Origin of the sequence: Leucobacter chromiisoli, from assembly GCF_016522505.1 — a bacterium.
In the GTDB taxonomy this organism is placed as follows: Bacteria; Actinomycetota; Actinomycetes; order Actinomycetales; family Microbacteriaceae; genus Leucobacter; species Leucobacter chromiisoli.
In genome coordinates this window covers 25,095-49,548 of the sequence record NZ_JAEHOH010000019.1, presented here as the reverse complement: position 1 = coordinate 49,548, position 24,454 = coordinate 25,095, and the positions used below count along the sequence as shown (strand labels likewise).

The 24,454-nt window shown below is 70.3% G+C and carries 24 protein-coding genes and 1 riboswitch; of the genes, 8 read left to right on the top strand and 16 right to left on the bottom strand.

Annotated elements, in window-relative coordinates; all coding sequences use genetic code 11:
* Positions 1-8 precede the first annotated feature (8 nt).
* Entirely contained in the window at positions 9-758 is a 750-nt protein-coding gene (locus JD276_RS12825) for a VTT domain-containing protein (protein ID WP_200116049.1), read from the bottom strand.
* A gap of 461 nt (positions 759-1,219) precedes the next feature.
* Here JD276_RS12825 and JD276_RS12820 point away from each other — a divergent pair, with 461 nt between their 5' ends.
* The 3 genes from JD276_RS12820 (at position 1,220) to JD276_RS12810 (ending at position 4,408) form a co-directional block, all read left to right on the top strand.
* Complete coding sequence (locus JD276_RS12820) at positions 1,220-1,501, top strand: helix-turn-helix domain-containing protein (protein ID WP_200116048.1); 282 nt, start codon at positions 1,220-1,222, stop codon at positions 1,499-1,501.
* A 71-nt stretch (positions 1,502-1,572) separates the two neighbouring features.
* Positions 1,573-2,010: a DUF6907 domain-containing protein gene (locus JD276_RS12815; RefSeq protein ID WP_200116047.1), complete on the top strand. Its 438-nt coding sequence runs from the start codon at positions 1,573-1,575 to the stop codon at positions 2,008-2,010.
* A gap of 337 nt (positions 2,011-2,347) precedes the next feature.
* Positions 2,348-4,408 carry a DUF5979 domain-containing protein gene (locus JD276_RS12810; RefSeq protein ID WP_200116046.1) on the top strand — a complete coding sequence of 687 codons (2,061 nt, stop codon included), beginning with the start codon at positions 2,348-2,350 and terminating at the stop codon, positions 4,406-4,408.
* A 111-nt stretch (positions 4,409-4,519) separates the two neighbouring features.
* Here the strand turns inward: JD276_RS12810 and JD276_RS16465 are convergent, their stop codons facing one another.
* The 6 genes from JD276_RS16465 to JD276_RS12785 all read right to left on the bottom strand — a co-directional run bounded on the left by JD276_RS16465 (position 4,520) and on the right by JD276_RS12785 (position 9,980).
* Positions 4,520-4,633, bottom strand: coding sequence for a DUF8730 family Cys-rich protein (locus JD276_RS16465; protein WP_504739342.1), 114 nt, complete (start codon positions 4,631-4,633; stop codon positions 4,520-4,522).
* 1 nt (position 4,634) lies between these two features.
* Positions 4,635-5,513 carry a bifunctional methylenetetrahydrofolate dehydrogenase/methenyltetrahydrofolate cyclohydrolase gene (locus JD276_RS12805; protein ID WP_200116045.1) on the bottom strand — a complete coding sequence of 293 codons (879 nt, stop codon included), beginning with the start codon at positions 5,511-5,513 and terminating at the stop codon, positions 4,635-4,637.
* 4 nt (positions 5,514-5,517) lie between these two features.
* Positions 5,518-6,801, bottom strand: a complete 1,284-nt coding sequence (glyA, locus tag JD276_RS12800; RefSeq protein ID WP_200116044.1) for a serine hydroxymethyltransferase — start codon at positions 6,799-6,801, stop codon at positions 5,518-5,520.
* A 41-nt stretch (positions 6,802-6,842) separates the two neighbouring features.
* Positions 6,843-6,925, bottom strand: a riboswitch (ZMP/ZTP riboswitch).
* A gap of 62 nt (positions 6,926-6,987) precedes the next feature.
* Entirely contained in the window at positions 6,988-7,956 is a 969-nt protein-coding gene (locus JD276_RS12795; RefSeq protein WP_200116043.1) for an ArsA family ATPase, read from the bottom strand.
* On the bottom strand, positions 7,947-8,246 hold the full coding sequence (locus JD276_RS12790) for a cory-CC-star protein (RefSeq protein WP_372432871.1): 300 nt from the start codon (positions 8,244-8,246) through the stop codon (positions 7,947-7,949). Before JD276_RS12790 ends, JD276_RS12795 begins: the two co-directional genes overlap by 10 nt.
* Before the next feature lie 6 nt (positions 8,247-8,252).
* Positions 8,253-9,980 carry a carbon starvation CstA family protein gene (locus JD276_RS12785; protein ID WP_200116042.1) on the bottom strand — a complete coding sequence of 576 codons (1,728 nt, stop codon included), beginning with the start codon at positions 9,978-9,980 and terminating at the stop codon, positions 8,253-8,255.
* Positions 9,981-10,145: 165 nt separating this feature from the next.
* On the opposite strand from JD276_RS12785, the gene purU reads away from it, so the two are divergent.
* Positions 10,146-11,030 (top strand): formyltetrahydrofolate deformylase, encoded by an 885-nt coding sequence (purU, locus tag JD276_RS12780; protein WP_200116041.1) that lies wholly within the window; start codon positions 10,146-10,148, stop codon positions 11,028-11,030.
* On the opposite strand, the gene JD276_RS12775 is transcribed toward purU, so the two are convergent.
* The 3 genes from JD276_RS12775 to JD276_RS12765 all read right to left on the bottom strand — a co-directional run bounded on the left by JD276_RS12775 (position 11,027) and on the right by JD276_RS12765 (position 14,049).
* On the bottom strand, positions 11,027-11,707 hold the full coding sequence (locus JD276_RS12775) for a TetR/AcrR family transcriptional regulator (RefSeq protein WP_200116040.1): 681 nt from the start codon (positions 11,705-11,707) through the stop codon (positions 11,027-11,029). The genes purU and JD276_RS12775 overlap by 4 nt on opposite strands.
* On the bottom strand, positions 11,704-13,080 hold the full coding sequence (locus tag JD276_RS12770; protein WP_233615688.1) for an APC family permease: 1,377 nt from the start codon (positions 13,078-13,080) through the stop codon (positions 11,704-11,706). Before JD276_RS12770 ends, JD276_RS12775 begins: the two co-directional genes overlap by 4 nt.
* 144 nt (positions 13,081-13,224) lie before the next feature.
* Positions 13,225-14,049 (bottom strand): biotin--[acetyl-CoA-carboxylase] ligase, encoded by an 825-nt coding sequence (locus tag JD276_RS12765; protein WP_200116039.1) that lies wholly within the window; start codon positions 14,047-14,049, stop codon positions 13,225-13,227.
* 137 nt (positions 14,050-14,186) lie between these two features.
* On the opposite strand from JD276_RS12765, the gene JD276_RS12760 reads away from it, so the two are divergent.
* From JD276_RS12760 to JD276_RS12750, 3 genes are read left to right on the top strand one after another with little or no spacing between them, the layout of a single operon-like run.
* The gene (locus JD276_RS12760; RefSeq protein ID WP_200116038.1) at positions 14,187-15,815 is read left to right on the top strand and encodes an acyl-CoA carboxylase subunit beta; all 1,629 of its coding nucleotides are present in this window, start codon (positions 14,187-14,189) and stop codon (positions 15,813-15,815) included.
* A 24-nt stretch (positions 15,816-15,839) separates the two neighbouring features.
* Positions 15,840-16,214 carry a hypothetical protein gene (locus JD276_RS12755; protein ID WP_233615687.1) on the top strand — a complete coding sequence of 125 codons (375 nt, stop codon included), beginning with the start codon at positions 15,840-15,842 and terminating at the stop codon, positions 16,212-16,214.
* Positions 16,215-16,217: 3 nt separating this feature from the next.
* A complete protein-coding gene (locus tag JD276_RS12750) occupies positions 16,218-16,904 on the top strand; it encodes an NUDIX hydrolase (protein WP_200116037.1) in 687 nt (228 codons plus the stop codon).
* Positions 16,905-16,942: 38 nt separating this feature from the next.
* Here JD276_RS12750 and JD276_RS12745 read toward each other — a convergent pair whose 3' ends face one another.
* Together JD276_RS12745 and JD276_RS12740 are read right to left on the bottom strand one after the other, a co-directional pair.
* Positions 16,943-18,253 carry a HipA domain-containing protein gene (locus JD276_RS12745; RefSeq protein ID WP_200116036.1) on the bottom strand — a complete coding sequence of 437 codons (1,311 nt, stop codon included), beginning with the start codon at positions 18,251-18,253 and terminating at the stop codon, positions 16,943-16,945.
* Positions 18,237-18,893 (bottom strand): helix-turn-helix transcriptional regulator, encoded by a 657-nt coding sequence (locus JD276_RS12740; protein ID WP_307866570.1) that lies wholly within the window; start codon positions 18,891-18,893, stop codon positions 18,237-18,239. Before JD276_RS12740 ends, JD276_RS12745 begins: the two co-directional genes overlap by 17 nt.
* Before the next feature lie 220 nt (positions 18,894-19,113).
* Between JD276_RS12740 and JD276_RS12735 the strand changes: the two genes are divergently transcribed.
* The gene (locus tag JD276_RS12735) at positions 19,114-20,082 is read left to right on the top strand and encodes a diacylglycerol/lipid kinase family protein (protein ID WP_200116035.1); all 969 of its coding nucleotides are present in this window, start codon (positions 19,114-19,116) and stop codon (positions 20,080-20,082) included.
* A gap of 14 nt (positions 20,083-20,096) precedes the next feature.
* Here the strand turns inward: JD276_RS12735 and panB are convergent, their stop codons facing one another.
* Genes panB through JD276_RS12715 form a run of 4 tightly spaced genes read right to left on the bottom strand, consistent with a single transcriptional unit; the run spans position 20,097 to position 24,356 of the window.
* Entirely contained in the window at positions 20,097-20,948 is an 852-nt protein-coding gene (gene panB / locus JD276_RS12730; RefSeq protein WP_200116034.1) for a 3-methyl-2-oxobutanoate hydroxymethyltransferase, read from the bottom strand.
* A complete protein-coding gene (gene panC / locus JD276_RS12725; RefSeq protein ID WP_200116033.1) occupies positions 20,945-21,802 on the bottom strand; it encodes a pantoate--beta-alanine ligase in 858 nt (285 codons plus the stop codon). The genes panB and panC overlap by 4 nt, the downstream gene beginning before the upstream one ends.
* Positions 21,799-22,659, bottom strand: coding sequence for a DUF2520 domain-containing protein (locus JD276_RS12720; protein WP_307866569.1), 861 nt, complete (start codon positions 22,657-22,659; stop codon positions 21,799-21,801). Before JD276_RS12720 ends, panC begins: the two co-directional genes overlap by 4 nt.
* Positions 22,656-24,356: a deoxyguanosinetriphosphate triphosphohydrolase family protein gene (locus tag JD276_RS12715; RefSeq protein ID WP_200116032.1), complete on the bottom strand. Its 1,701-nt coding sequence runs from the start codon at positions 24,354-24,356 to the stop codon at positions 22,656-22,658. Before JD276_RS12715 ends, JD276_RS12720 begins: the two co-directional genes overlap by 4 nt.
* Positions 24,357-24,454: the final 98 nt, after the last annotated feature.

Below are 24,454 nucleotides of genomic sequence, written 5' to 3'. Positions count from 1 at the left end.
CGAGCGCCCTACTCGGGGGCCGAGCTCGGCTCGGCCTCCCGCCCCGCTGCAGCGCGGCCGTCGCGATCAGCGCGGCCGGCGCGCCACGTCGAGAACGCGCGCCACAGCTCGATGAGGATCGGGACGCCGGGGATCAGCACGAGCACGATGATGAAGACCTCGCTGTACTCGCGCACGAACGGCACCTGTCCCAGGAAGAACCCGAGCAGCGTGACGCCGACGCCCCAGAGCAACGCCCCGATCGCGTTGTACGCCGCGAAGTGACGGTACTCCATCCGCCCGACGCCGGCGGCCGCGGGCACGAACGCCCTGAAGACGGGCAGGAACCTGGCGATGATGATCGCCTTGGGGCCGTGCTTCTCGAAGAACACGTGCGTGCGCTCCACGTTCTCGGGATTGAAGAGACGGCTCTTCTCGCGCGTGAAGACGGCGGGGCCGAGCCTGCGGCCGATCATGAAGCCCATCTGATCGCCGGCGAAGGCGAACACGAAGAGGGCGAGGCACGCCATCCAGATCGGCACGTCGATGATGCCCGTCGCGCTGAAGAGGCCGACGGTGAACAGCAGCGAGTCTCCGGGCAGGAACGCGAGCACGAGCACGCCCGTCTCGAGGAAGACGAACGCGCACGCGAGGATCAGCGCCGCCCATCCGCCCGCCTGCAGCAGGGTCTCGGGATCGAGCCAGTCGATGCCGAGCAGCGCGGGCAGAGCCGCTGAGACGGCCGGGAGCGCAGCCAGGGCGGAGGTCGGCAGGATCACGGCGGTGCTCGGCTTTCGGGTCGGCGTTCTCTGAGCGGAGCTGGCCCCGGTCGCGGCGCACAGTCCGCAGACAAGTATGCACGCCGCATCACGGGATTTGCCGCGAGAACCCCGAGAGATCGGAGGGGAGACGGGCCCGCGTTCGAGCGTCTCCGCTCTTCCGCGGACCCTGCCGACCGGTTCGCCCGGTCGGCCCCGCCACAACGAGCCGTCGACTATCGGAGAACCACCTCTCGGGGAGACCGGGCAGCTCCACCGATCGTCGAAGGCCGCCCGCCATCCGGGACTGAACGGCGGACGCGGCGGGAGCAGCACTGCGCGCGGAGCGAGATCGGTCAGGACGGACGCCGCACGCAGCGAACTCGGAATCGTTCATGCTTCACCCACATCTTGCCTCAAGAACAGGTAAAAGCCAAATGAAGATGGCCACTCACAACTGCCCACTGCTCGAACCTTGAGAGGTGGCAAAACAGAGACCCGAAGAGACCTGGGATGAGTTCGCGCGCCGACTGGGCACGCGGCTGCAGCAGCGCAGGATCGAGCACGGGTTCAGCCAGGAGCGTCTCGCCCACGCCGCCGGCATCACGCGCTACACCTACCAGAAGCTCGAGAAGGGCGAGTCTTCCCCGGGAAGACCGGCGAATCCCAGCCTGCGCAACATCATGGCGGTAGCCCAGCAACTGGAGGTCACTCTCGACGAGCTACTTCCGGCACCATGGCCCGACTTGGGCGGGGGACGCTGAGCGCGCACCCGATGTCGGGGGCCGGCCCTATCATGTGATGACCGTGCCACAGTCGCCATGAAGGGAACCCGATGCCCCGCGTCCGACCGAGCTGGCAGCGGCACCTCTGCCCGCCCTGGTGCACCGTCGTGCACACCGAACAGGACCACCCTGACGACCGTACCCATCGCGACGACGGAGTCGCCCTCAGCGTGGTCGCACGAAGACGAACCTTCGTCGACTCAACTCTCGTCGAGCGCACGGAGGAGCGCACGCTGATCCTCGGGCGCTGGCAGCGCGACGGCGACCGGCGGAGATGGTTCTTCCTCGGCGATGACGAGGGGCTCGAACTCGAACTGGACGAAGCGAGCTTCGTGCGCCTCATTCACTCGATGAGCGCCCTGGCCACAGAAGCACCTACCGACGTCGACGGCCACCCGAGTGCCACCAAGGACGGGCAGCCCGGCGCCGACGAGAGCGAAGGCGACCCTCCGGCGGCCTGGCGAGAAGGTCCCTCGAGCGCATTCTGAGCTTCGGGGCCGTCGCCGACGAGCCGAAGAAACCGGCCATTTCCCCTGAAAGCCATATTTATTTTGCTAATTCCGTCTATGAATGCATAATGAAAGTGGCTCCGCCCGCCCTGTGCTTCGGATCATCGTCCGTCAGGGGCGGCTGGGGCGGCGCGAAGCTGGGGGGACTTCGGCGCTTCGGCAGATGGAAACCGAACGAACTGGAGACTCAGTGTTCAGGCAGCACCCCGCATCGCTCGGACGCGATGCCCTCCGCCCGCATCGCTCGAGGGCGCGTATCGCCCTGGCTGCAGCGGCCGCTCTGCTGATCGGATTGTCCTCGTTGCTCGCGGGCCCCGTGAGCAGCGCGCAGGCGCAACCGGGCACCATCACCTCCGTCGACTTCCAGAACGAGGAGTTCACCGACGGCAGCAGGCAGCAGATCAACGTCGACTGGACCGTCGACGGCACAGCAGAGAACCCCGTGACCGTGAGCATCGATCTGCCGGAGGGTCTGCAGGGCTATACAGACCGCTTCGACATGATCGGCGCCGATGGGGAGGTCGCGGGAGAGTGCGTGGTCTCGACCGACAGGATCGACTGCGTCGTCGATCCCGAATACGTGAACAGTCATCCGCGCAACATGAGCGGCAGCTTTTTCTTCTTCGTCGATGTGAGGCTCGGCAACGACGAGACCGTCGAGCACGAGTTCGTATTCGGCAGCTTCACCACGTCGGTGACCGTGACCCCGCCGACGAGCAACCCCTGCACCGAGAACTGCGACTTCACGGGTCAGGGCGGATACAAGAGCGGCTGGGTATCCGATCTGGGGAACGACGAACTGGTCTGGCGCGTCGGCGTCCCCGCCCCGGCCGACGGCATACCCGCCGGGAGAACGGTCGTCGTCAAGGATCACTTGGACACCGATCTCTACGAGCTGGTCGGCGGGCCCACGGTGCGCGAGGCGCGCTCCCTGGCGCTCGGCGCCAACGGCCGCTGGGCTCCCGCATACGCGGTCAAGTCCGAGGGGGTGACGGTCTCGGAGAACGGCACGCGCGCGCAGTTCGAGTCGGTCGCCGGGCTCACCGGGGCCGACCTCCCCGATGGGCACCGCGAGATCGCCGGTTCCGTCTACCTCGTCGACTGGGTCGTGAAGGTCAGAGCGGGGATCGAGTCGGGTGTGGAGTACACCAACACCGCCGAGTGGTCGGTCGAGGGGCAGGGTTCCGGCGAGGGCTCCGGAAGGGTCGTTCGCCAGGGCGGCGGCGGCACCGTCGTCGGCGAGAACGAGGGCAAATTCACGCTCACCAAGGAGCTCGCGGGAGACACCACGCTGAACCCCGAGTTCACGGTGAAGTACTCGGTCGACGGTCAGCCCCAGGACGACATCGTCATCGGCGCGGGCGAGACCTTCACCAGCGCCACCCTGCCGCAGGGGACGACGATCGCACTCGAGGAGGTCCGGCAGACCGCGCCGACCAACGTCACCTGGGCCGATCCGGTGTTCGTGCTGCCCGACGGCACCGAGACCGACCGCCTGGAACTGACCTTCTCGGACGCCGCCGGCACACTCGGCAAGGTCACCGAGATCCGCCTGCTGAACGAGGCGACGCTCGACACCGGGTCGATCGCCGCCCTCAAGCGCATCGTGAACGACGATGGCGTGCTGCTGCCCGAGGACCTCGCGTTCGAGCTCGACTACGCCTGGGAGGCCGACGAATCGCTCGGCATCCCCGCGGGCTCCGGCTCGATCGAGCTGCCGGCCGACGGCACCCGGGTCGAGGTTGACGGGCTGCCCGTGGGCGCGGTGGTGACCTTCTCGGAGCAGGATCCCGTCCAGGTCGCGGGCGGCGCCTGGGAGGTCCCGGTGATCGAGCCGGCGAGCGTCACCGTCGGGGCCGACGAGGTCGCCGAGGTGCGGGTGACCAACACGCTCACGGCACTCGTGGGGGACTTCTCGGTGAAGAAGCTCATCGAGGGCACCGGTGCGGGCCTCGTGCCGGCCGGGACGACGTTCACCGTCGGCTACGAGTACCCCTCCGGCCCCGGTTACGAGGCGGGATCCGGGGAGCTGACGGTTCCGGCGGACGGCACCGTCGTGACGAGCGGACCGCTGCCCGCCGGCGCGGAGGTGACGCTGAGCGAGATCGCGCCCGCCACAATCGAGGGCGGCACCTGGACCGGCGCCGAGTTCAGCGTCGACACCCTGACCATCGGCGAGTCCCGGACGGTGGAGGTCGCTCTGACCAACACCATCTCGGAGAATCCCCCGCCGAGCGCGAACGAGCCGAAGACACCCGGTGAGAAGCTGAGCAGGACCGGCGGGCCGGGCCTCGCGCCGGGTCTGATCGGCGCGGCGATCCTGCTGGTCGGCGCCGGTGGATCGATCCTCGTCGCGAGATCGCTCCGCAGAGGGTGACCGCGCTCCGGCGAGAGCCGATACCGGAATGACGAGTGCCGGGGCGGATGTTCCCATCCGCCCCGGCACTCGTCGTCATCGGACGCGTCGGTCAGCCGATGCGCTCGGGTCTCAGCAGCTGCAGCGCTCCTCCGCGGAGAAGGGCGCGAGGGCCTGCTCCACGTGCTCACCGCACCCGACCCATGTCGCCTTGCCGCACTTCTCGCAGCGCACCGCCTGGCACATCTCAGCTCCTCCGCTCCGCCATCTCGACCACGTTCTTCAGCAGCAGCGCGCGGGTCATGGGCCCGACCCCGCCGGGGTTCGGCGACACCCAGCCGGCGATGGACGCCACCTCGGGATCGACGTCGCCCACGACGCGGCTCTTGCCGGTCTCGGGGTCGACCTTGCGCGAGACGCCGACGTCGAGCACGACGGCGCCGGGTTTCACGTTCTCAGCCTGCACGATCCCCTCGACGCCGGCCGCCGCGACGATCACGTCGGCGCGCCGCAGCTCGGCGCCGAGATCTCGCGTGCCCGTGTGCGTGAGCGTCACGGTCGCGTTGTACTCGCGGCGCGTCAGCAGCGGGCCGATGGGGCGGCCCACCGTGACGCCGCGGCCCACGACCACGACGTGCTTGCCGGCCCACGAGATGCCGTTGCGCTCGACCAGCTCGATCACACCGCGCGGCGTGCACGGCAGCGGGCTCGAGATCGGCGAGTTCGCGTTGAGCACCAGCCGGCCGAGGTTCGTCGGGTGCAGCCCGTCCGCGTCCTTGTCGGGATCGATGCGCTCGAGGATCCGATCGGTGTCGATGTGCTTCGGCAGCGGGAGCTGCACGATGTAGCCGGTGCACCCGGGGTCGGCGTTGAGCTCGTCGAGCACCGCCTCGAGCTCCTCCTGCGTCACCGTCTCCGGCAGCTCGCGCTTGATCGAGGCGATGCCGACCTCGGCGCAGTCGCGGTGCTTCCCCGCGACGTACCACTGCGATCCGGGGTCCTCGCCGACCAGCACGGTCGCGAGACCCGGGACGACGCCGCGCTCGGCCAGCGCGGCGACCCGCTCGGCCAGCTCCTGCTTGATGGCTGCGGCGGCGGCCTTCCCGTCGAGAATCTGGGCGGTCATCGTCCTACCACTCCTCGAGGCCGGGGTAGAGCGGGAACGCGTCGGCGAGAGCCTTCACGCGCGCCGAGAGCGCATCGACGTCGGCGCCCTTCTGCAGCGTGAGCGAGACGATGTCGGCCACCTCCGCGAACTCGGCGTCGCCGAAGCCGCGGGTCGCGAGGGCGGGAGTGCCGATGCGGAGACCGCTCGTCACCATCGGGGGGCGGGGGTCGAAGGGCACCGCGTTGCGGTTGACGGTGATGCCGACCGCGTGCAGCGCGTCCTCGGCCTGCTGGCCGTCGAGCTCGGACTCGCGCAGATCCGCGAGCACGAGGTGCACATCGGTGCCGCCGGTGAGCACGTCGACACCCGCGGCCTTCGAGGCCTCGCTCGTCAGCGCCTCGCCGAGGAGCTTCGCGCCCGAGATGGTGCGCTCCTGGCGGTCCTTGAACTCGTCGGTCGCGGCCAGCTTGAAGGCGGTCGCCTTCGCCGCGATGACGTGCATCAGCGGGCCGCCCTGCTGACCGGGGAAGACGTTCGAGTTGAGCTTCTTGTGCAGCTCGAGGTCGTTCGTGAGGATGAAGCCGGAGCGGGGGCCGCCGATCGTCTTGTGGACGGTCGAGGAGGTGACGTGCGCGTGCGGCACCGGGCTCGGGTGCAGCCCTGCCGCGACGAGACCGGCGAAGTGCGCCATGTCCACCCAGAGCGTCGCGCCGACCTCGTCGGCGATCGCGCGGAACTCGGCGAAGTCGAGGTGCCGGGGGTACGCCGACCAGCCGGCGATGATGACCTTGGGCTTGTGCTCACGGGCCTTCTCGCGCACCACGTCCATGTCGATGCGCATGGTCTCGGGATCGACGCCGTACGAGACGACGTTGTACAGCTTGCCCGAGAAGTTCAGCTTCATGCCGTGGGTGAGGTGGCCGCCGTGGGCCAGCTCGAGGCCGAGGATCGTGTCGCCCGGCTCGGCGATGGCGGAGAGCACCGCCGCGTTGGCTGAGGCGCCCGAGTGGGGCTGCACGTTCGCGTACTTGGCTCCGAACAGGCTCTTCGCGCGCTCGCGGGCCAGCTCCTCAGCGACATCCACGAACTCGCAGCCGCCGTAGTAGCGGCGGCCGGGGTAGCCCTCGGCGTACTTGTTGGTGAGCACCGAGCCCTGCGACTCGAGCACCGCGCGCGGAACGAAGTTCTCGCTCGCGATCATCTCGAGCGTGCCGCGCTGGCGGCCGAGCTCGTTCTTCAGCACCTCGGCGATCTCGGGATCCACGACCTCGAGGGGCTCGTTGAAGAAGGATGACTGGGTTGACATTGCTTAGCTCCGTTTCACCGCGCACGCGCGGATGGTGAGGATCCTGCGGCCCAGGCGAGCGGCCATCTCTGAATGTTGTCGTTCCCCGATGGTGACCATCTGAACGCCAGTCACGACGCTGACCATTCTATAGCTCCGCCGCCCGAGGGTCATCTCTCGATCCTCCCCCGCTCGCCCGGCGGCCCGTCAGGGCAGCGCGTCCGCGAGCGCGGCCACGGCGGCCTCCCCGCGGGGATCGCCCCCGAGCAGCGGCACCTCGGCGAGCGGCACGCCGGGCAACCGGTCCTCGAGCGCGCGGAGGCCGCGATCCTCGAGCCGTCTGCGCGCGGCCAGCAGCTCCCCCGCGTCCTGCGGCGAGCGCCGGTTGACGACGAGCGCGGCGATGTCGACGCCGATCCGGCGCAGCGACTCCGAGAGCTCGAGGGTCTCGGCCACGGGCATCGGTTCGGCCACGCTGACGATCACGAACCCGGTCGCCAGCGGGTCGGCGACCGTGCGCTGCAGCAGCTCGAAGCGGCCGCGTCGGCGCAGCAGCGCCTGCCTGATGAGGGCGTCTCCGCTGCGCTCCGGGTCGCTGTCGCGGCCGCTGGCGAGCCCGCGCATCGCGGAGGAGAAGCGCTCGGAGCGGTCGCGATTGGCGAGCAGCGTCTCCGTCCAGTCGCCGAGCTGCCGGGGAAGCGCCATGAGCCGCAGCGTGTGCCCGGAGGGGGCGGTGTCGAACACCAGCAGGTCGTAGTGCTCGCGCGCGAGCTCCACCGTGTCGGCGACCCGCTCGAGCACGGCCGCCTCGTGACTGCCCGGAGCCTCGCGCGCGAGCTCGAGATGCCGCTTGGCGTGCGGATGCATGCGCTCGGGCAGGATCCTGCGCATCGCGTCGTGCACGGCCGCGAGGTGCCGGTCGACCGTCGCTCGCGGGTCGATCTCGATCCCGTCGACGTACCCGTGCGCCGCCGTCGCCAGGCGCACCGGCTCGTCGCCGACCTCGGCTCCCCAGAGGTGCCCCAGGTTGTGGGCGGGGTCGGTCGAGACCACGAGCACGCGGGCGCCCTCGCGCGCCCGGGCGAGGGCGATGGCCGACGAGATCGAGGTCTTGCCGACACCGCCCTTGCCGCCCACGAACAGCACGCGCCGGGAGCGCAGAACGTCTAGCAGCATGCGAGGTGGTCCAGAGGGGATCGGGGCATGCCCATGCGGCGATGCCAGTCGTGGAAGTCGTCGTAGAGCGCCGGCAGCAGCTCCACGGTGTAGTAGGCGGCCGGATCCGGCACCCCGAGAGCCTCCCCCAGCACGATCAACGTGAAGAAGTCGTCCTCGTCGCGGCCCTCGCGGGCGAAGGTGCGCCGGTACGGGCCGGCGTAGAACTCCTGCAGCCCGTCGCGGAACGCGGCCCAGCGCTGCGAGAGCGGGGCTCCCCGCCGCCGGGCCGCGTTCCGATCAGCGCTCACCGCCGCCTACACCTCTTCGCGTACGGCTTCGAGCCTCACGTCGGCGTCCTCCGCCTCGGGCGGCTCGGTCGCCGCGCGCCGCATCGCGATCATGGCCTCGATCACGACCCAGACGCTCACCACGATGATGACGACGTCGATCACGAACAGCAGCCAGTCGGGGCTCTCCGGGTTGGCGAAGGAGGAGAGCTGGTCGATCGCCGCCCAGAACGACATCACGAAGACGAAGGCGAGCGGGATCAGCGCCGGCCAGGGGGTGCGGCGCTTGCGGATCAGCATCACCGCGATGATCGAAAGGGTGAGCGAGGCCAGCAGCTGGTTGGTGGTGCCGAACAGCGGCCAGATGCGCAGGCCGCCGTCGCCCCCGAGCCCCTGCGAGAAGGTGAGGCCGAGCCCCACCGCCACGACGACGATCGTCGCCGGCACCTTCGTGATCCGCACGTTCACGGCGTCGCCGATCTCCTGCACGACGAAGCGCAGCAGGCGCATGCCGGTGTCCATCGTCGTCGCGGCGAACAGCACCGCCATCGTCGCGAGCACGGTGGCGCTGAGCGAGGCCGGGAGCCCGATGCCGTCCTGCATCAGCATGCCGCCGCCCTGCACGAAGGCGTCCACTCCGCCGGCACCGAAGGCGCTGTAGACCTCTTCCCACTCGGCGACGGTGCGGAAGCCGGCGATGACCGCGAGGATGGTGCCCAGCGAGAGCAGCCCCTCGCCCACCGCGCCGAAGTAGCCGACGAAGCGGGCGTCGGTCTCCTTGTCCAGCTGCTTCGAGCTGGTGCCGGAGGAGACCATGCCGTGGAAGCCGGAGATCGCGCCGCACGCGATGGTGACGAACAGCAGCGGGACGATGCTCGGCGTGCCCGCGGGCACGGCGTCGTTGATCATCGGAGCGACGATGTTGTGCTTCGCCTCCGTGAAGAGGGCACCGATCAGCACCGCGCCGTAGAGCAGCGCGAGGCCGACGAACAGCTGCACGCCGTTGATGTAGTCGCGCGGCTGCAGCAGCACCCAGACGGGCAGCAGCGAGGCGATCGCGCCGTAGACGAAGAGCGTCACGATCCAGAAGGTGGCGGGGCTCATGCCGAGGAACGACTCGGGCAGCACGACGGGCACCCGGTCGCCGAGCACGATCAGCGCGTAGAGCGCGGTCACGCCGACGATCGTGACGGGGATCAGCGGCCAGCGGAGGCGGTACACCGCCACGCCCACGAGCAGCGCCACGACGATGGCGCCCCACGTGGGGATCACCGAGGTCGGCGTGCTGATGAGCAGGTTCTTGATGACCACCGCGAACGCGGCGATCACCATCAGCAGCAGGAGGAAGATCACGATGAGGAACAGGTTCGCGCCGCGCTTGCCGATGTAGCGGCCGGAGAGCGCGCCGATCGAGCGCCCCTTGTTGCGCGCCGAGGCCCACAGCGCCCCGAAGTCGTGCATGCCGGCGAAGAACACGGTGCCGATGGTCACCCAGAGGAGGGCTGGGAGCCAGCCCCAGATGACGGCGATGGCGGGGCCGACGATCGGGGCCGCCCCGGCCACCGAGGTGAAGTGGTGCCCCCAGAGGATGAACTTGTTGGTGGGCACGTAGTCGACGCCGTCGTTCAGCTCGTGCGCGGGCGTCTCGAAATCGTCGTTGAGCCGGTACACGCGTTTCGCGAGGTACTTCGAGTAGACGAAGTAGCCGAGCGCGAAGATCGCGAGGCCGATGAACATGAGAACCACGGGACTCATTCGGGTCTTTCCTCTCATCCGTTCCCCGCGACGGTGCGAGGAAGTCGTGACGGGTTGATCTTCTTGGGTCGAGCGATGGGCCCGTTCTCGCGGCGATGCGCTCACGAACCTGATCACAGGCTACCAATCGCCTGAGTACCGGGCGATCCAGTACCCTGGTGGATCGTGAGCACGAACGCATCCAGCACCTCCAACGCCCAGTGGGTCCTCACCCTGAGCTGCATCGACGGCCCCGGCATCGTGCACGCCGTCAGCGGCGCGGTCGTCGCCGCGGGCGGCAACATCGCCGAGAGCCAGCAGTTCGCCTCGAGCGACACGGGCCGCTTCTTCATGCGGCTGCAGGTCGAGGCCGTCGCGCAGCCCGAGACGTTCGACGCGCGCTTCGCCGACGCCCTCGCCCCCGTCACCGAGCGCTACCACATGACCTGGCGCCTCGACGCGGTCGGCCGGCCGGTGCGCACGCTGCTCCTCGCCTCGACCGCGACGCACTGCGTGAACGACCTGCTCTACCGGCGCCGCAGCGGTCAGCTGCCGATCGAGGTGCCGCTGATCCTCTCGAACCACGAGACGGTACGCGACATCGCCGAGTTCTACGGGGTCCCGTTCGAGCACCGCGCGATCGCCGGGCCCGAGGACAAGGCCGCCTTCGAGGCGCGGGTGCTCGAGGCGGTGGAGGAGCTCGACATCGAGCTGGTCGTGCTCGCCCGCTACATGCAGATCCTCTCCCCGGGACTCTGCGAGGCGCTCGCCGGCAAGGCCATCAACATCCACCACTCCTTCCTGCCCGGCTTCAAGGGGGCGAACCCCTACAAGCAGGCGCACGCCCGCGGAGTGAAGCTCATCGGCGCCACCGCCCACTTCGTCACGACCGACCTCGACGAGGGGCCGATCATCGAGCAGGACGTCACCCGCGTCGACCACTCCTACTCGCCGGCGGAGCTGGTGCAGCTGGGGCAGGACGAGGAGGCCCGCACCCTGCGCCGCGCCGTCGCGTGGTTCGCGGAGAACCGCATCCTCGCCGACGGCGACCGCACGATCATCTTCCGCTAGTCGGCGACCAGCGCCCGGAGCTCGGCGCGGAACCCGGCGAGCATCGCGGCGAGTCCGGCCTCGAAGGCCGCGTCGGCCGGCCGGATCCCCGCCGCCCGCGCCGCTTCGCGGTGCTCCGCGTAGGCGCGCGAGAACGTCGGCACGTCCGCGCGCGGCCCGGGATCCATCATGGTGTCGTCGGCCGCGGCGTCGAGGGCGGAGCCCAGCAGGAACGACTCCAGCGCGACGATCAGGGCGAGGGCGCGGGCCGGGGGCCAGCCGGCCTCCTCGAGCGCGCGCAGCACGAGGTCGTACGCGGCGGACGTCCGCGAGTCGGGGGCGAGCGGCGTCGCGCCGAGCACCGCGATCGTCGGCGGGTGCGCGGCGAAGGTCTCCCGGTACGACCGGGCCCACACGGCGAGCGCCTCGTCCCAGGGCCGGCTCCCGAAGGCGGAGGTGTCCATGCGCTCGCCCATGAGCTCGCGGACCCCGGCGAGCAGGTCGCCGCGCCCCGACACGTGGTTGTAGAGCGCCGACGGCCGGACCCCGAGCTCACGTGCGATGTCGCGCATCCCCGTCCGCTCCGAGCCCCGCTCGTCGAGGAGGCGCAGACCGGTCTCGATGATCGTCGCGCGGGAGAGGACCGGGGTGCGCGGCCTCCCCGCGCGTCGCGGCGGCCCGGCTCCGGCGCCCGTCACTCCTCGAGGTCGAGCGTCGGCGTCGGCCGGGTGAAGAAGCGGGTGATGATGAGCAGGAGGACGACGCCGACGCCGAGCCAGGACAGGCCGAGCACGAAGGTCTGCGGCGAGAGGCTCGTCCAGAGCCAGATCGTGAGCCCGACGCCGACGACCGGCAGCACCAGGTTGTTCAGCCACGCCCAGCCGCTGCGCTCACCCTTGCGGATGTAGAAGTGCACGAGCACCGACAGGTTCACGAAGGAGAAGGCGAAGAGCGCGCCGAAGCTGATCATGTTCGACAGCGTCGCGAGGTCGATCACGATGGCGAGCAGCGACACGACCGAGACGATCGAGATCGCCGTGACCGGGGTGCCGAACCGCTTGCTGAGGCGGCCGAAGACGGGCCGCGGCAGCACGCCGTCGCGACCCATCGCGAACAGGATGCGCGAGACCGAGGCCTGCGAGGTGAGGGCCGAGCCGAGCGCGCCCGCGGAGTAGCCCGCGACGAACAGCACGGCCAGCCAATCGCCGGCGGCTGCGATCACCTGCGTGCTGGCGGTGTCGACGTTGTCGAACTCGTTCGACGGGAACACCAGCTGCGAGACGTAGGCCAGCAGGATGAAAATCAGACCGGCGCCGAGCGTCACGCTCATGATGGCCCGCGGCACGGTGCGCCGGGCGTCCTTCGCCTCCTCCGCGAGCGTCGACACCGAGTCGAATCCGAGGAAGGAGAGCGCCAGGATCGCCGCGCCGTTGAAGAGCACGCCGGTCTGCCCCGCGGCCTCGCTGCCGTCGCCGACGAACGGGGCGAGCAGGTCGACGTCGTTGCCCGTGGCCGTCGAGATGCCGAACCCGACGAACAGCACGACGAACACGGCCTGCACCGCGATGATGACGAAGTTCGTCCGCGCGACGGAGACGATGCCGACGATGTTGAGCACCGTCACGATCGCGATGCTCACGAGGATCCACACCCAGTTCGGGATCGCCGGGAAGTACTCGTTCATGTACAGGCCGACGACGAGGTAGTTGATCATCGGCAGGAACAGGTAGTCGAGCAGCAGCACCCACCCGACGAGGAAGCCGGTCGCGCCGCCGAGGCTCTGCTGCGTGTAGACGTAGGCCGAACCCGCGTAGGGCATCGCCGTCGACATGCGGGCGTACGACCGTGCGGTGAACAGCATCACCACGAGGGTGATGAGGTAGGAGTCGACCAGGCGGCCGCCGGTGAGCGAGGTGACGATGCCGTAGGTGGTGAACACGGTGAGGGGCACCATGTAGACGAGACCGAACAGCACCAGAGACGGGGTGCCGAGCACGCGTTTGAAGCGGCCCTCGGTGACCTGCGCGGTCATCTCCGTCGCGGGAGGGAGCGGGGATCGGGTATCGGACATCGGCGTCATCCTTGGCTAGTGCGGGCAGAGGCGCGTCGAGCGCACCCGCAACACTACTCCGCTCCGCCGCCGCCGGTGGCACGAAGTCCGTCCCCGGCCGCGGCACCGCCGCGCTCCCCCTTCGCGGAGCGGGACGAGCGACGTTCAGCGCAGGTGCTCGACGTCCCCGGCGGAGACCGTGAGCGTTCCGCCGGTGACGCGGTCGACCGCGAGCGATCCGTCCTCGGCGAGGGCCCGCGCGCGGCCGTCCACGACCTCGCCGCCGGGCAGGTGGACGCGCACCTCGGCGCCGAGCGTCAGGGAGTGGCGGAGCACCGAGGAGCGGGCGGCCTCCGGCTCCGCCGCCGCCAGCTCGATCAGTCGCAGCAGCTCACGGGCGTAGGCGGACAGCACGCGGTCGGCGAGGTCGCGCCCCGCGGGATCGGCGAGCGATTCCGCACCGCCGACGTCGGCGCCCGCGGCGAGCAGCGAGGTGGCGCGCTCGGTCGGCAGCTCCTCCTCGCGCAGCAGCAGGTTGACGCCGGTGCCCACGATGATCGCGCCGTCCGGCAGCATCTCGCACAGGATCCCGACGAGCTTCAGACCGGGACGCCCGGCGATCGCGTCCTCCTCGTCGCGCACGTGCACGTCGTTCGGCCACTTCACGCCCACCCGCATGCCCTCGCCGAAGCACGGCTGCAGCGCAGCGGTCATCGCGGAGCCGGTGAGCAGCGGCAGCCACCCCGGCCCGAGGCCGCTCCGCTCGAAGCCCCGCACCAGCACCGACGCGGCGAGCGCCGTGTCGGCCGGCATGGCCCATCCCCGGCCCGCCCGCCCACGGCCCGCCGTCTGGTCCGCGGTGGCGAGCACCGTGCCGTGCGGCAGGCCGGGGTCGTCGGATGCGAGCTCTCGAAGCTCGACGTTCGTCGACGGCGAGCTCTCGCGCCACAGGACCAGGGGCATCAGCTCGCGCGTGCGGGGCAGTTCCATCCCTCGAGGCTAGCGCAGCGCCCCGGCGGAGCCCCGGCGGGGCGCGTCGCCGTTCGTAGGGGTCCGCACAATGATCCCGGCATCCGTTGGAGGTGTTCCTACGCGGAGCGCACCCTCCTCGCGCTAGGCTGACATTCGTGACTGCAGAGAACGCCACCGCCAGCGCCCCCGCCGAGGCATCGGCCGCCGAGTCGCTCGCCTCCACCGCGGGCCGCATCGCCGACCACCGACGCAAGTACCAGGAGGCCGTCGGCGACCGCGATGCCGCCGCAGCCGCCAAGCAGCACCCCCGCGGCAAGCTGACGGCCCGCGAGCGCATCTCCGAGCTGCTCGACCCGGGATCCTTCGTCGAGTTCGACAAGTACGTCAAGCACCGCACCCACGGCTTCGGCATGGAGCACAACCGGCCCTTCGGCGACTCCGTCGTCACGGGCGCGGGCACCATCCACGGGCGCCAGGTCGTCGTGTTCTCGCAGGACTTCACCACATTCGGCGGCTCGCTCGGCGAGGTCGCCGGCGAGAAGATCGTCAAGGCGATGGAGTTCGCGCTGAAGACCGGTGCCCCGCTGCTCGGCATCCTCGACTCGGGCGGCGCCAGGATCCAGGAGGGCGTCGTCGCCCTCTCCAACTACGCGAAGATCTTCCGCCTGAACACCATGTGCTCGGGCGTGATCCCGCAGATCTCGATCGTCATGGGCCCCTCGGCCGGCGGCGCGGTGTACTCCCCCGCGCTCACGGACTTCGTGATCATGGTCGACAAGACGAGCCACATGTTCGTCACGGGCCCCGACGTCATCAAGACGGTCACGGGCGAGGAGGTCGGCTTCGAGGAGCTCGGCGGCGCCCTCACCCACAACCAGACGAGCGGCGTCTCGCACTACCTCGCGAGCGACGAGCACGACGCGCTCGACTACGCCCGCGCCCTGATCAGCTACCTGCCCGACAACAACCTGGCCGAGCTGCCCGTCTACGACAGCGACACCGCGCTCGAGATCACCGATGCCGACCGCAGGCTGAACTCGCTCATCCCCGACAGCCCGAACCAGCCGTACGACATGAAGGTCGTCATCGAGGGGATCCTCGACTCGGGCGAGTTCCTCGAGGTGCAGCCGCTGTTCGCGCCGAACATGCTCATCGGCTTCGGCCGCGTCGAGGGCCGCACCGTCGGCATCGTCGCGAACCAGCCGAACCAGATGGCCGGCACCCTGAACATCGACGCGAGCGAGAAGGCCGCCCGCTTCGTGCGGTTCTGCGACTCCTTCTCGATCCCGATCCTCACGCTCGTCGACGTGCCCGGCTACCTCCCCGGCACGGATCAGGAGTTCCAGGGCGTGATCCGTCGCGGCGCGAAGCTGCTCTACGCCTACGCCGAGGCGACCGTCCCCCTCGTCACGATCATCACGCGCAAGGCCTACGGCGGCGCGTACATCGTGATGGGATCGAAGCAGATGGGCGCCGACTTCAACATCGCCTGGCCGACGGCGGAGATCGCGGTGATGGGCGGCGCCGGCGCCGTGAACATCCTGTACCGCAAGGAGCTCGCCGCGGCTGAGGCCGAGGGGCGCGACGTCGAGGCGCTCCGCGCCGAGCTCACCGCGAAGTACAGCGCCGACGTGACGAGCCCGTTCCTCGCTGCCGAGCGCGGCGAGCTGGACAACGTGCTCGAGCCGGCCGGCACCCGCCTCGCCGTGATCAAGTCGCTGCGCGGGCTGCGGGGCAAGCGCACCGAGCAGCCCGCCAAGAAGCACGGCAACATCCCGCTGTAGGCGGGAAGGAGGCACGAGGGCGCGATGAGCGAGACACAGGACGCACCCCGGCGCGGCCGTCACCGCGCCGACGAGGACGGCGCGGCGGGCGGAGCGGCCGGGGCCCCCGGCCCCGCGGCGCGGGCCGACGAGGATCTCCTGCCCCCCGACGCCGCGGCGCGCGACGCCGCCAAGCGCGAGGAGCTCGGCGATGCGGACGACGCCGTGCGCGGCGAGGACATCCGCTTCGTGACCCGCGAGGTGAGCGACGAGGAGCGCGCGGCCGCCATCGCGGTGCTCACACGGGTCCGCGCCGAGGAGACCCAGCAGGTGAAGCGCGTCGCGCGGCGCGACCGCGAGCCCTGGTCGCGGTCGCAGCGCGTCCCCGAGGGCATCTCGGACCTGCTCGCAGAGGGATAGGCGTTGGCCTCGGGGGCGCTCCTCGCCCGGCGGCAGCTCGTCGAGCTGCTGGGCTCGGACCCGGCGCTGCCGTTCGAGCCGCAGGGTGAGGATCCGGGTCTCCCGCTGCGCCGTTCGGCCGTGCTGATCCTCTTCGGGGCGCTCGACCGCGTGCCGGCCGTCGAGACCGTGCGCACGGTGCCGCCTGAGCTCGACGTGCTGCTCACCCGGCGGGCCGAGGGGATGCGGCACCACGCCGGCCAGATCGCCTTCCCCGGCGGCGGGGTCGAGCCGGGCGACGCCGACGCCCCTGCGACCGCGCTGCGGGAGGCCGCCGAGGAGACGGGTCTCGACCCCTCCGGCGTGGAGGTGCTCGGGTCGCTTCCCGACGTGCACATCCCCGTCAGCGGCAACCTGGTCACCCCCGTGGTCGGGTGGTGGGGTCTGCCGAGCAGGGTGGCCGCCGACCGCACCGAATCGGTCGAGGTGTTCCGCGTTCCCGTCGCCGAGCTGCTCGATCCCGACGCCCGGGGCACCTCCGTGCTGCTGGGCGGACCCGTCCCCCATCGCGGCGCCGCATTCCGCCTGGGGCCCCACTTCGGGGGCAGCACCGTCTGGGGATTCACCGGCATCGTGCTCTCGACCCTCTTCGACCAGCTGGGCTGGGCGCTCCCCTGGGATCGACGGCGCGAGTTCGAGGTGAACCGATAGTGTCCCCGGCGCCCCTCCACCCCTACAACCTCAAACGCTCAGGGTTCCATTGGAGCGTCCAGGACATCGGCCACACGATTCAACTGCGAGTATGCAACGAACGGGAAGTTCTTCACCGCTGTCAGCAGCCGTAGCTTCTCCGGCAGCTCATCGATGATTTCGTTCACAGTCGGCACCAACCGCGCTGCGAGTGCGAACGCGTACGTGGCGAGATAGCCGTCCTGCAGGCCGGCGTCACGCTCGAGAATTCTGAGTGAGCTGCGGTCGAACTCGCCCAGTGCGCGCTTGCCGCCCACTGAAAACGCGAGTTCCAACGAATCGAACGCCCGATAGTCTTTCGCCCGGCACGTCGCTTCCGGCTCGAATACCGGGTTGCAGTTCAGATCGTAGAGTGGCGATAGAAAAGATCCCTCTGGCAGAAGAGTGAGCGAGTAATTCTTCGAGTGGCCATCCGCATGGCCGATAATCCACGAGAAGACGAGGCTCTCCGCAAATCTCAGTTTCGCGTCAGAGGCGGCCCCCGGATCGAGGTAACGGTCGAACAGATCGAATATTCTCCGGTACCCGGGGCCGCCTGTGCTTTCATACTTCTTGATCGTCGGTGTAGCCGTCGCTTGCGCCAGATCCTCTTGATGAATGCGGATGAGCCGACCGTCGACCTCGATACGATCGAACCGCTCGACAACCAGAGCATGCTCGCCCGCGAAGAGCTCGATGTGAGTACGAGCCACCGGAATACCCAAACGACGGGCAGTCTCCATCGTGATGTGCTCAGTCACATCCGAACCCTCGAAGTTCTTCACCCCGGGCTTGATGATGTGCGTCGAAGGAGCCGTCCCGGTCGGCTCGCACCACTGGCCGTCGCGGCGGGCGAGCGCAAACTTCCCCTGCGCACCGCCGAGCGAGAACGGAGCGTTCTTACCGATGCCCTCCGTCCACCGGGAGTCGTCCGCGCGGATACTCCGAATCCGTGCTGCGATGTCTTCCTCGTGGATCGGCCTATGGACGGAGAGATCTCGTGGATCCCGCCCCTGCGGATAGAACTCCAGCGCCCCGGCCACATCGGCACCGTACACAGCGAGCAGATCGAACGCATCAGTGCTGTCCAACCCGGCCTCAACAGCCCAGGCTTCCTTCACATCGGGACGATCGGGCAACAGATTCTCGAGGAACCACCTGACGCCTCTGCCGATAAACAGCTCAGGGGTGACCGGAAACTGCACCGAGATCGGTACGCTGTCGTCGCCTGCAATATGCTCGCGGGTGTACCGCAGTCGCAGATCGCTTCTGAGTCGATCAATGGTCGCGATGCGCTCACCGTACAGATAGACATCAAGCGTCCGAGTCATTCTCGGGTCCTCTCGTCATCCGGGGGTCAGCGTCATCGTCAGCACCGGTCGGGGAGATCTCGTCGCCAGGAGATTCGGGTTCGTCTTCCGTTCCCTGTTCGTGGACAGGGATTCCGAGCAGCTCCCGGTACGAGAGGCGAGGGAGCCGCATGCTTGGAATCCTCGTGGCGAGCCCAGCGCCGATCGGAGAGCGAGCACTGTCCGATCCAAGCGAACCGAGAAACGACGTGTTCGATAGCGGTTTCAAGGCGTTCAATACGGAATCGGTTCCTGCCCCCGGGAGTTGCTTGAGGGCAGAGGCGCTAGCGGTCCCGCCTGCTCGTTTGAAGATATCTGCATAGGGGCTTCCGGTCTTCGACCCCAGCAGGCTGCTCAACGCTGCTCCGCCGCCCAGAGGGAGGGTGCGGTTCTGCGCCCTGTTTTCCTCCTGCTCCCCGGAGGTGGCACTGAGCGTAATCCCGAGCGCGGAGAAGATACGCAAGAAGGTGTCCAGCGACGCACCTCCGTGCCCCTTCTCGATACGCGCCAGTGACTGCCGGGTGATCCCCACAGCTCCGGCCACCTCCTGCTGCGTGAGCCCGCGGCTGAGTCGCTCGGTCTTGATCAGGCGGGAAACGTCTGCCGGCTTCAGAACCTTCACGCCATCACCTTCTCAACACACTGTCAAACAAAACGACCATCTCATCGATGTTCAAAAAATAGCACATTCACCAAATGTTTGCTATATATAACATCTCTGATATGTTAATAAAATCTGACACACAAGCCGACGCTGCTTCTCATTGACCGGCGTGACGCGAAGCGGCAAGCTGAGGGTGGCGCGACCTCCGCGCGCCTGGAGCGAACTCGAAGGGGTCTACATGAGCGAGAAGATCGGGATCGTCTGGAATCCGTCGAAGGCCGAGCGGGGCAAGCTGTCGGCCGCCTTCGAGGAGGCCCTCGCGGAGGCCGCGGGGATCGCGGCCGATGCGAACGGCGAACCCGAGCTGCTCTGGTTCGAGACCACGCTCGAGGATCCCGGCCAGGAGGCCGCGCAGCGGGCGCTCGACGCGGGATGCGGCGTGGTCGTCGCCGTGGGCGGCGACGGGACCGTTCGGGCCGTGGCCGAGCGCCTCGGGCGGGCCGACGGCACCGCCGACCTCGGCATCGTCCCGCTCGGCACCGGCAACCTGCTGGCCCGCAACCTCGGCGTGCCCCTCGGCGACCCGCAGGCGGCGTTCGCGCGGGCGATGGCCGACGAGGGCATCCCGCTCGATCTGGGCGAGGTCCGGGTGACGCTCGCCGACGGGGAGGAGCAGCACCACGCCTTCGTCGTGATGGTCGGCTTCGGCATCGACGCCCAGATGATCGCGGAGACGGACGCGGGGCTCAAGGACCGGGCCGGCTGGCTCGCCTACGTCGAATCGCTCGGACGGGCCGCGTCCGGCACGCAGCGCGTGAGGTTCTCACTCGCGCTCGACGACGCGGAGGCCCGCGAGGAGGAGGCGCACACCCTGCTCGTCGCGAACTGCGGCACCATCCAGGGCGGGATCACGCTGCTGCCCGATGCGAACCCCTCCGACGGCGAACTGGACCTCCTGGTGCTGCGGGCCGACGGCGTCGGCGCCTGGCTCGAGACCATGCGCAACATGATGTGGGACAACGGGCTGAAGCGCCTCATCTCCAAGGCCAAGGTGGCCGAGAGCACCGACTCGACGACGCATCTCAGGGCCCGCAGCGTGAGTGTATCGCTCCCGGTGCCCCTCGCCTTCGAGATCGATGGCGAGCAGATCGGCGAGACGACGGGGTTCGAGGCCTCGATCCGGGCGGGCGCCCTCCGCGTGCGCTGACCCGCGCTGCGCCGTCAGTCGCGGCCGGGCAGCGCCGCCCGGGCGGCCTCGACCGCCTCGTCGCTCGCGCCGTACTGGTGCTCGTCGGCCGGGAACGCTCCGCTGCGCACCTCCGCGGCGTAGGCGGCGATGCCCGCGACGGTCTCGACGCCGACGCTCGCGAAGCGCTTCACGAACTTGGCGGTCCTCCCCTCCGTGATGCCGAGCAGGTCGTGCAGCACGAGCACTTGGCCGTCGGCGGGGCCCGCCCCGATCCCGATGACCGGGATCGCGAGCTCGGGGAGGAACGCGTCGACCACCGGCGTGGGCACCGCCTCGACGACGAGGGCGATCGCCCCGGCCGCCTCGACGGCCAGCGCCTCGCGGGCGACGCGCGTCGCCGTCGACGAGGTCCGGCCCTGCGCTCGGAGGCCGCCGAGCGCGGTCGCCGTCTGCGGCGTGAGCCCGATATGCCCGACGACGGGGATGCCCGCGGCCGTGATCGCTCGGATGCGGCTCAGCCGCTCGGGGCCGCCGCCCTCGAGCTTCACCGCGTCCGCGCCGGCCTCCTTCACGAAGCGCATCGCCGTCGCGACGGCCTGCTCGTCGGAGAGCTCCGTGGAGCCGAAGGGCACGTCGCACACGACGAGCGGGGAGGCGGCGCCGCGGCGCACCGCGCGGGCGAGCACGAGCATCTCGTCGGTGGTCACCGCGACCGTCGATTCCTGCCCCAGCACGACCTGGGCACCCGAATCGCCCACCAGGATCATGTCCACCCCGGCCCGCTCCGCGGCTCTCGCGGAGGGGTAGTCGTAGGCGGTCACCATCACGATGGGCTCGCGCTGGGCCTTCATCTCGGCGAGGCGGGGGATCGTGAGCGCTGTCATCGGTCTGCTTCTCCCTGGGCGAGTCGGACGTTGTCGATCAGGCGGACTCCGCCGACTCTCGCGGCGACGGCGACGAGCGTCGGGCGATCGACGGCGGGCACCCTCTCCAGCGTATCCGGGTCGACGAACGCGAGGTACTCCTCCTCGATCCCGTTCTCGCGCAGGATCCGGGAGGCGGCGGTGCGCAGTTCCGCGGGCCTCGTCTCGCCCTCGCGCGCCAGCCGCTCGACGAGGCGCAGGGCCTGCGGGATCGCGGCGGCCCGCCGCCGCTCGTCGGGGCCGAGGCGCACGTTGCGGCTCGATCGCGCGAGGCCGTCGGCCTCCCGGGAGGTCTCGCAGACGTCGATCGCCACGGGGATGTTCAGGTCGGCGACGAGGCGGCGCACCACGACGGCCTGCTGCGCGTCCTTCGCCCCGAAGTAGGCCTTGTCGGGCAGCACCGCGAGCAGCAGCTTGGCGACGACGGTCGCCATGCCGTCGAAGTGGCCGCGCCCCCGCCCCTCGGCCTCGAGGGTCTCGGTGATCGAGCCGCCGACGCTCACCACGGTGGCGAATCCGGCAGGGTACATCTCCTCGGCGTCGGGGGCGAAGACCACGTCGACGCCGGCCTCCTCCGCCAGCCTCAGATCCCGCGCCTGGTCCCGGGGATAGGCCTCGAGGTCCGCGGCCTCGGTGAACTGCGTCGGATTCACGAAGATCGAGAGCACGACCGTGTCGTTCGCCCGACGAGCCGCGCGCACGAGCGACAGGTGCCCCTCGTGCAGCGCCCCCATGGTCGGCACGAAGCCGATCGTCCCGGCCCGCGCCGGCCGCAGCGCCTCCCTCAGCTCGCGTATGGTGCGAACGGTCCTCATGCTGGTGCTCCGTCTCGTCCGGTCCGGTCTGCCCGACTGCTCGTGCCCCGGGGCGTCGACCCGACGTCCCGGCCCGCCCGGCGGTCCTGCCCGGGGTCGCTCCGCGCTCCGCCCGCGCTCCTCGCCGCGAGTTCGCGCGTGGCCGCCACGAGAGCGTCGAACAGGGGAAGCCTATCGGGAAGCCGCTCGGCCACGGCGGCCCGCTGCCGCTCGACGGTGGCCTCGTCGCCGCGCGCCACCGGTCCCGTGAGCGCGGCGGAGGCGCCGGATCGCACCCAGTTCTCGACGGCGGCCCGCACGAGCGGAGCGAGAGCGTCGCGGCTCACCCCCGCCGTGCCCGCGAGCTCCTCGGCGAGCCCCTCCACGACCACGAGGAAGTTCGAGGCGACGGATGCCGCCGCGTGATACGCCGCCCGGTCCTCCTCGGCGACCTCGAAGGCGCGCAGGCCGAGCGCTGCGGCGAGGTCCCGTGCGACGCGCAACGCGCGCGGCGTCGATCCCGCGATGGCGGCCGAGGCGCCGTCGAAACGCGCCTCGGGCCCCGTCACGGTGAGCAGCGGATGCAGGCCGAACGCCTCGTGCGGTGCGAGCGAGCGGAGGCCGGTCGCCCCCGAGAGGTGGCCCACGAGCGGCCCCGCGCCGACGCGCGCGGCCGTCTCGGCGATCGCCGCGTCGGGCACGGCGAGCAGCACGACATCCGCCGCGGACGCCGGGATCGCTGCCCCCTCGCGCCCCGCGGCGAGCGTCACCTCCGCCCCGGCCCGCGTCAGCGCGGCGGCGAGCGCCCCGCCCATGCGGCCGCGCCCGACGATCAGCACCCGGACGGACCCGCCGTCTCCGATGGCGAGCCCCCTCACGCGCGCCCCGAGGTCAGAGACTCGTAGGTCGTGATCGCCTGCTGGTCCGTGAACGACGACACGTAGTCGAGCACGGCCCGCGCCCGGCCCTGGCGGCGGAGCGCGGCATCGCTCGCATCGCCCGCGAGCAGTTCGGGCCGCTCCTCGCGCAGGGCGAAGGTCGCCTCCGTCGCCTCCTCGACCCACTCCAGCAACCTGCGCGGAGCGCGTCCCGAATCGGAGTCGTCGGCGAGCCAGGCGTCGAAGCCGAGCGCCAGCCCCTCGACGACGCGCGCCATGCCGCGCTGCGACTGGGCGAGCTCCGGTCGCTCCAGCACGAACCGGGCGTGCACGAACTTCAGCACCGCGACCTCGTGCCACGCGCGCCGGTTCAGATGCACGTGGCCGCTGCGCACGTGCGGGTGCTCCTCGACGACGATCGAGGTGCGCAGGTGCTCGATCCAGCGACGCGTGAAGCCGGAGACGGCGCGCTCGCTGTCGATGCCGCCGTCGTAGGGCGTGCTGAGCAGCCCGTCGCCGAGCTCGGCGCTCACCCGGATCACCGCCTCGCGGAAGGCGTCCCGGTCGGCGATCCAGGCGTCCTTGGTGATGAGCCGGCGCCAGAGCAGCTCCAGCGAGACACCGGGCCGGCGCCAGTCGGCCTCGAGCTCGCCCTGCTCCGCCTCCTCGAAGGCTGCGGCGTCGCTCAGCCAGCAGCGCAGCTCGCCCGACACCACGGCCTGCTGGAGCACCCCGGCGCGGGTGAAGTCGTCGAGGTCGTGGATCGCGTAGGCGATGTCGTCGGCCAGGTCCATCACCGCGCACTCGATCGTCTGCACGCCCCGCGCGATCGCGGGGAAGGCCGCGAGCGACGCCTCCATCTCGGCGGCGTCGAGGCCGTAGCTCGAGAACTTCTCCGCCCCGGCCGCGGCGTCGGTGCCGACACCGCGCGGGCGATCCGCGGCCGAGCGCTCGTCGAGGTCGAGGCCGACCCACTCGACGCGGGTCCAGGGGTACTTGAGCACCGATGCGCGCACGGCCGCGGTGACATTCAGGCCCGGGAAGTCTCGGCCCAGGGTGTCGAGCGAGGTCAGGATCCGGAAGGTCTGGGCGTTCCCCTCGAAGCCCTCCGCCAGGCCGAGCCGCTCTCGGGCGACCCGGTCGAGCACCCGCTCGCCGAGGTGCCCGAAGGGCGGGTGGCCAAGGTCGTGGGCGTGCGCCGCGGCCTGGGCGACGATCGTGTCGCACCCGCCGAGCCTCGCGATCAGCGCACCGGTGGCGTCGTCGCGCTCGGCCTCGCCGCGCCGGAACGCCTCGTGCTGCGCCCGATGCCCGGCGAGGTTCGCCGCGATGACGCGGGCCACCGCGCTCACCTTCAGCGAGTGGGTGAGGCGGTTGTGCATCACGGGACCGACCCCGCTCTGCGGCACCACCTGCGTGACGGCCGACAGCCGCGCGAAGTACGGGGAGAAGCGGATCCGCTCGAGGTCGATCCGGAACTCCTGCGGCTCTCGCGGCGCCGCGTGGGGCTCCGGTCCCGCCGCAGCGGGCGCCGGCCCGGGCGTGACGGCCGCCGGGCCGGTGGCGACGTCGGTCACGTCCCACCCGTCGCCGGCCCCCGCCGAGCGATGCTGCGAGGTCTCGAATTCCGTGTAGCGCCGCGCCTCGCGAGGATCGTCGGGGGCCGCCGCTCCCCGCTCACCGGTGCCAGTAGTCATACCGCCCATTCAAGCACGCGTCCTCAGAGGTCCTGCCACCCCTCGCTGCACTCCGCGGGCTGCCGCCGTGGGCGGCACCGCAGGACGTCTTCGAACGC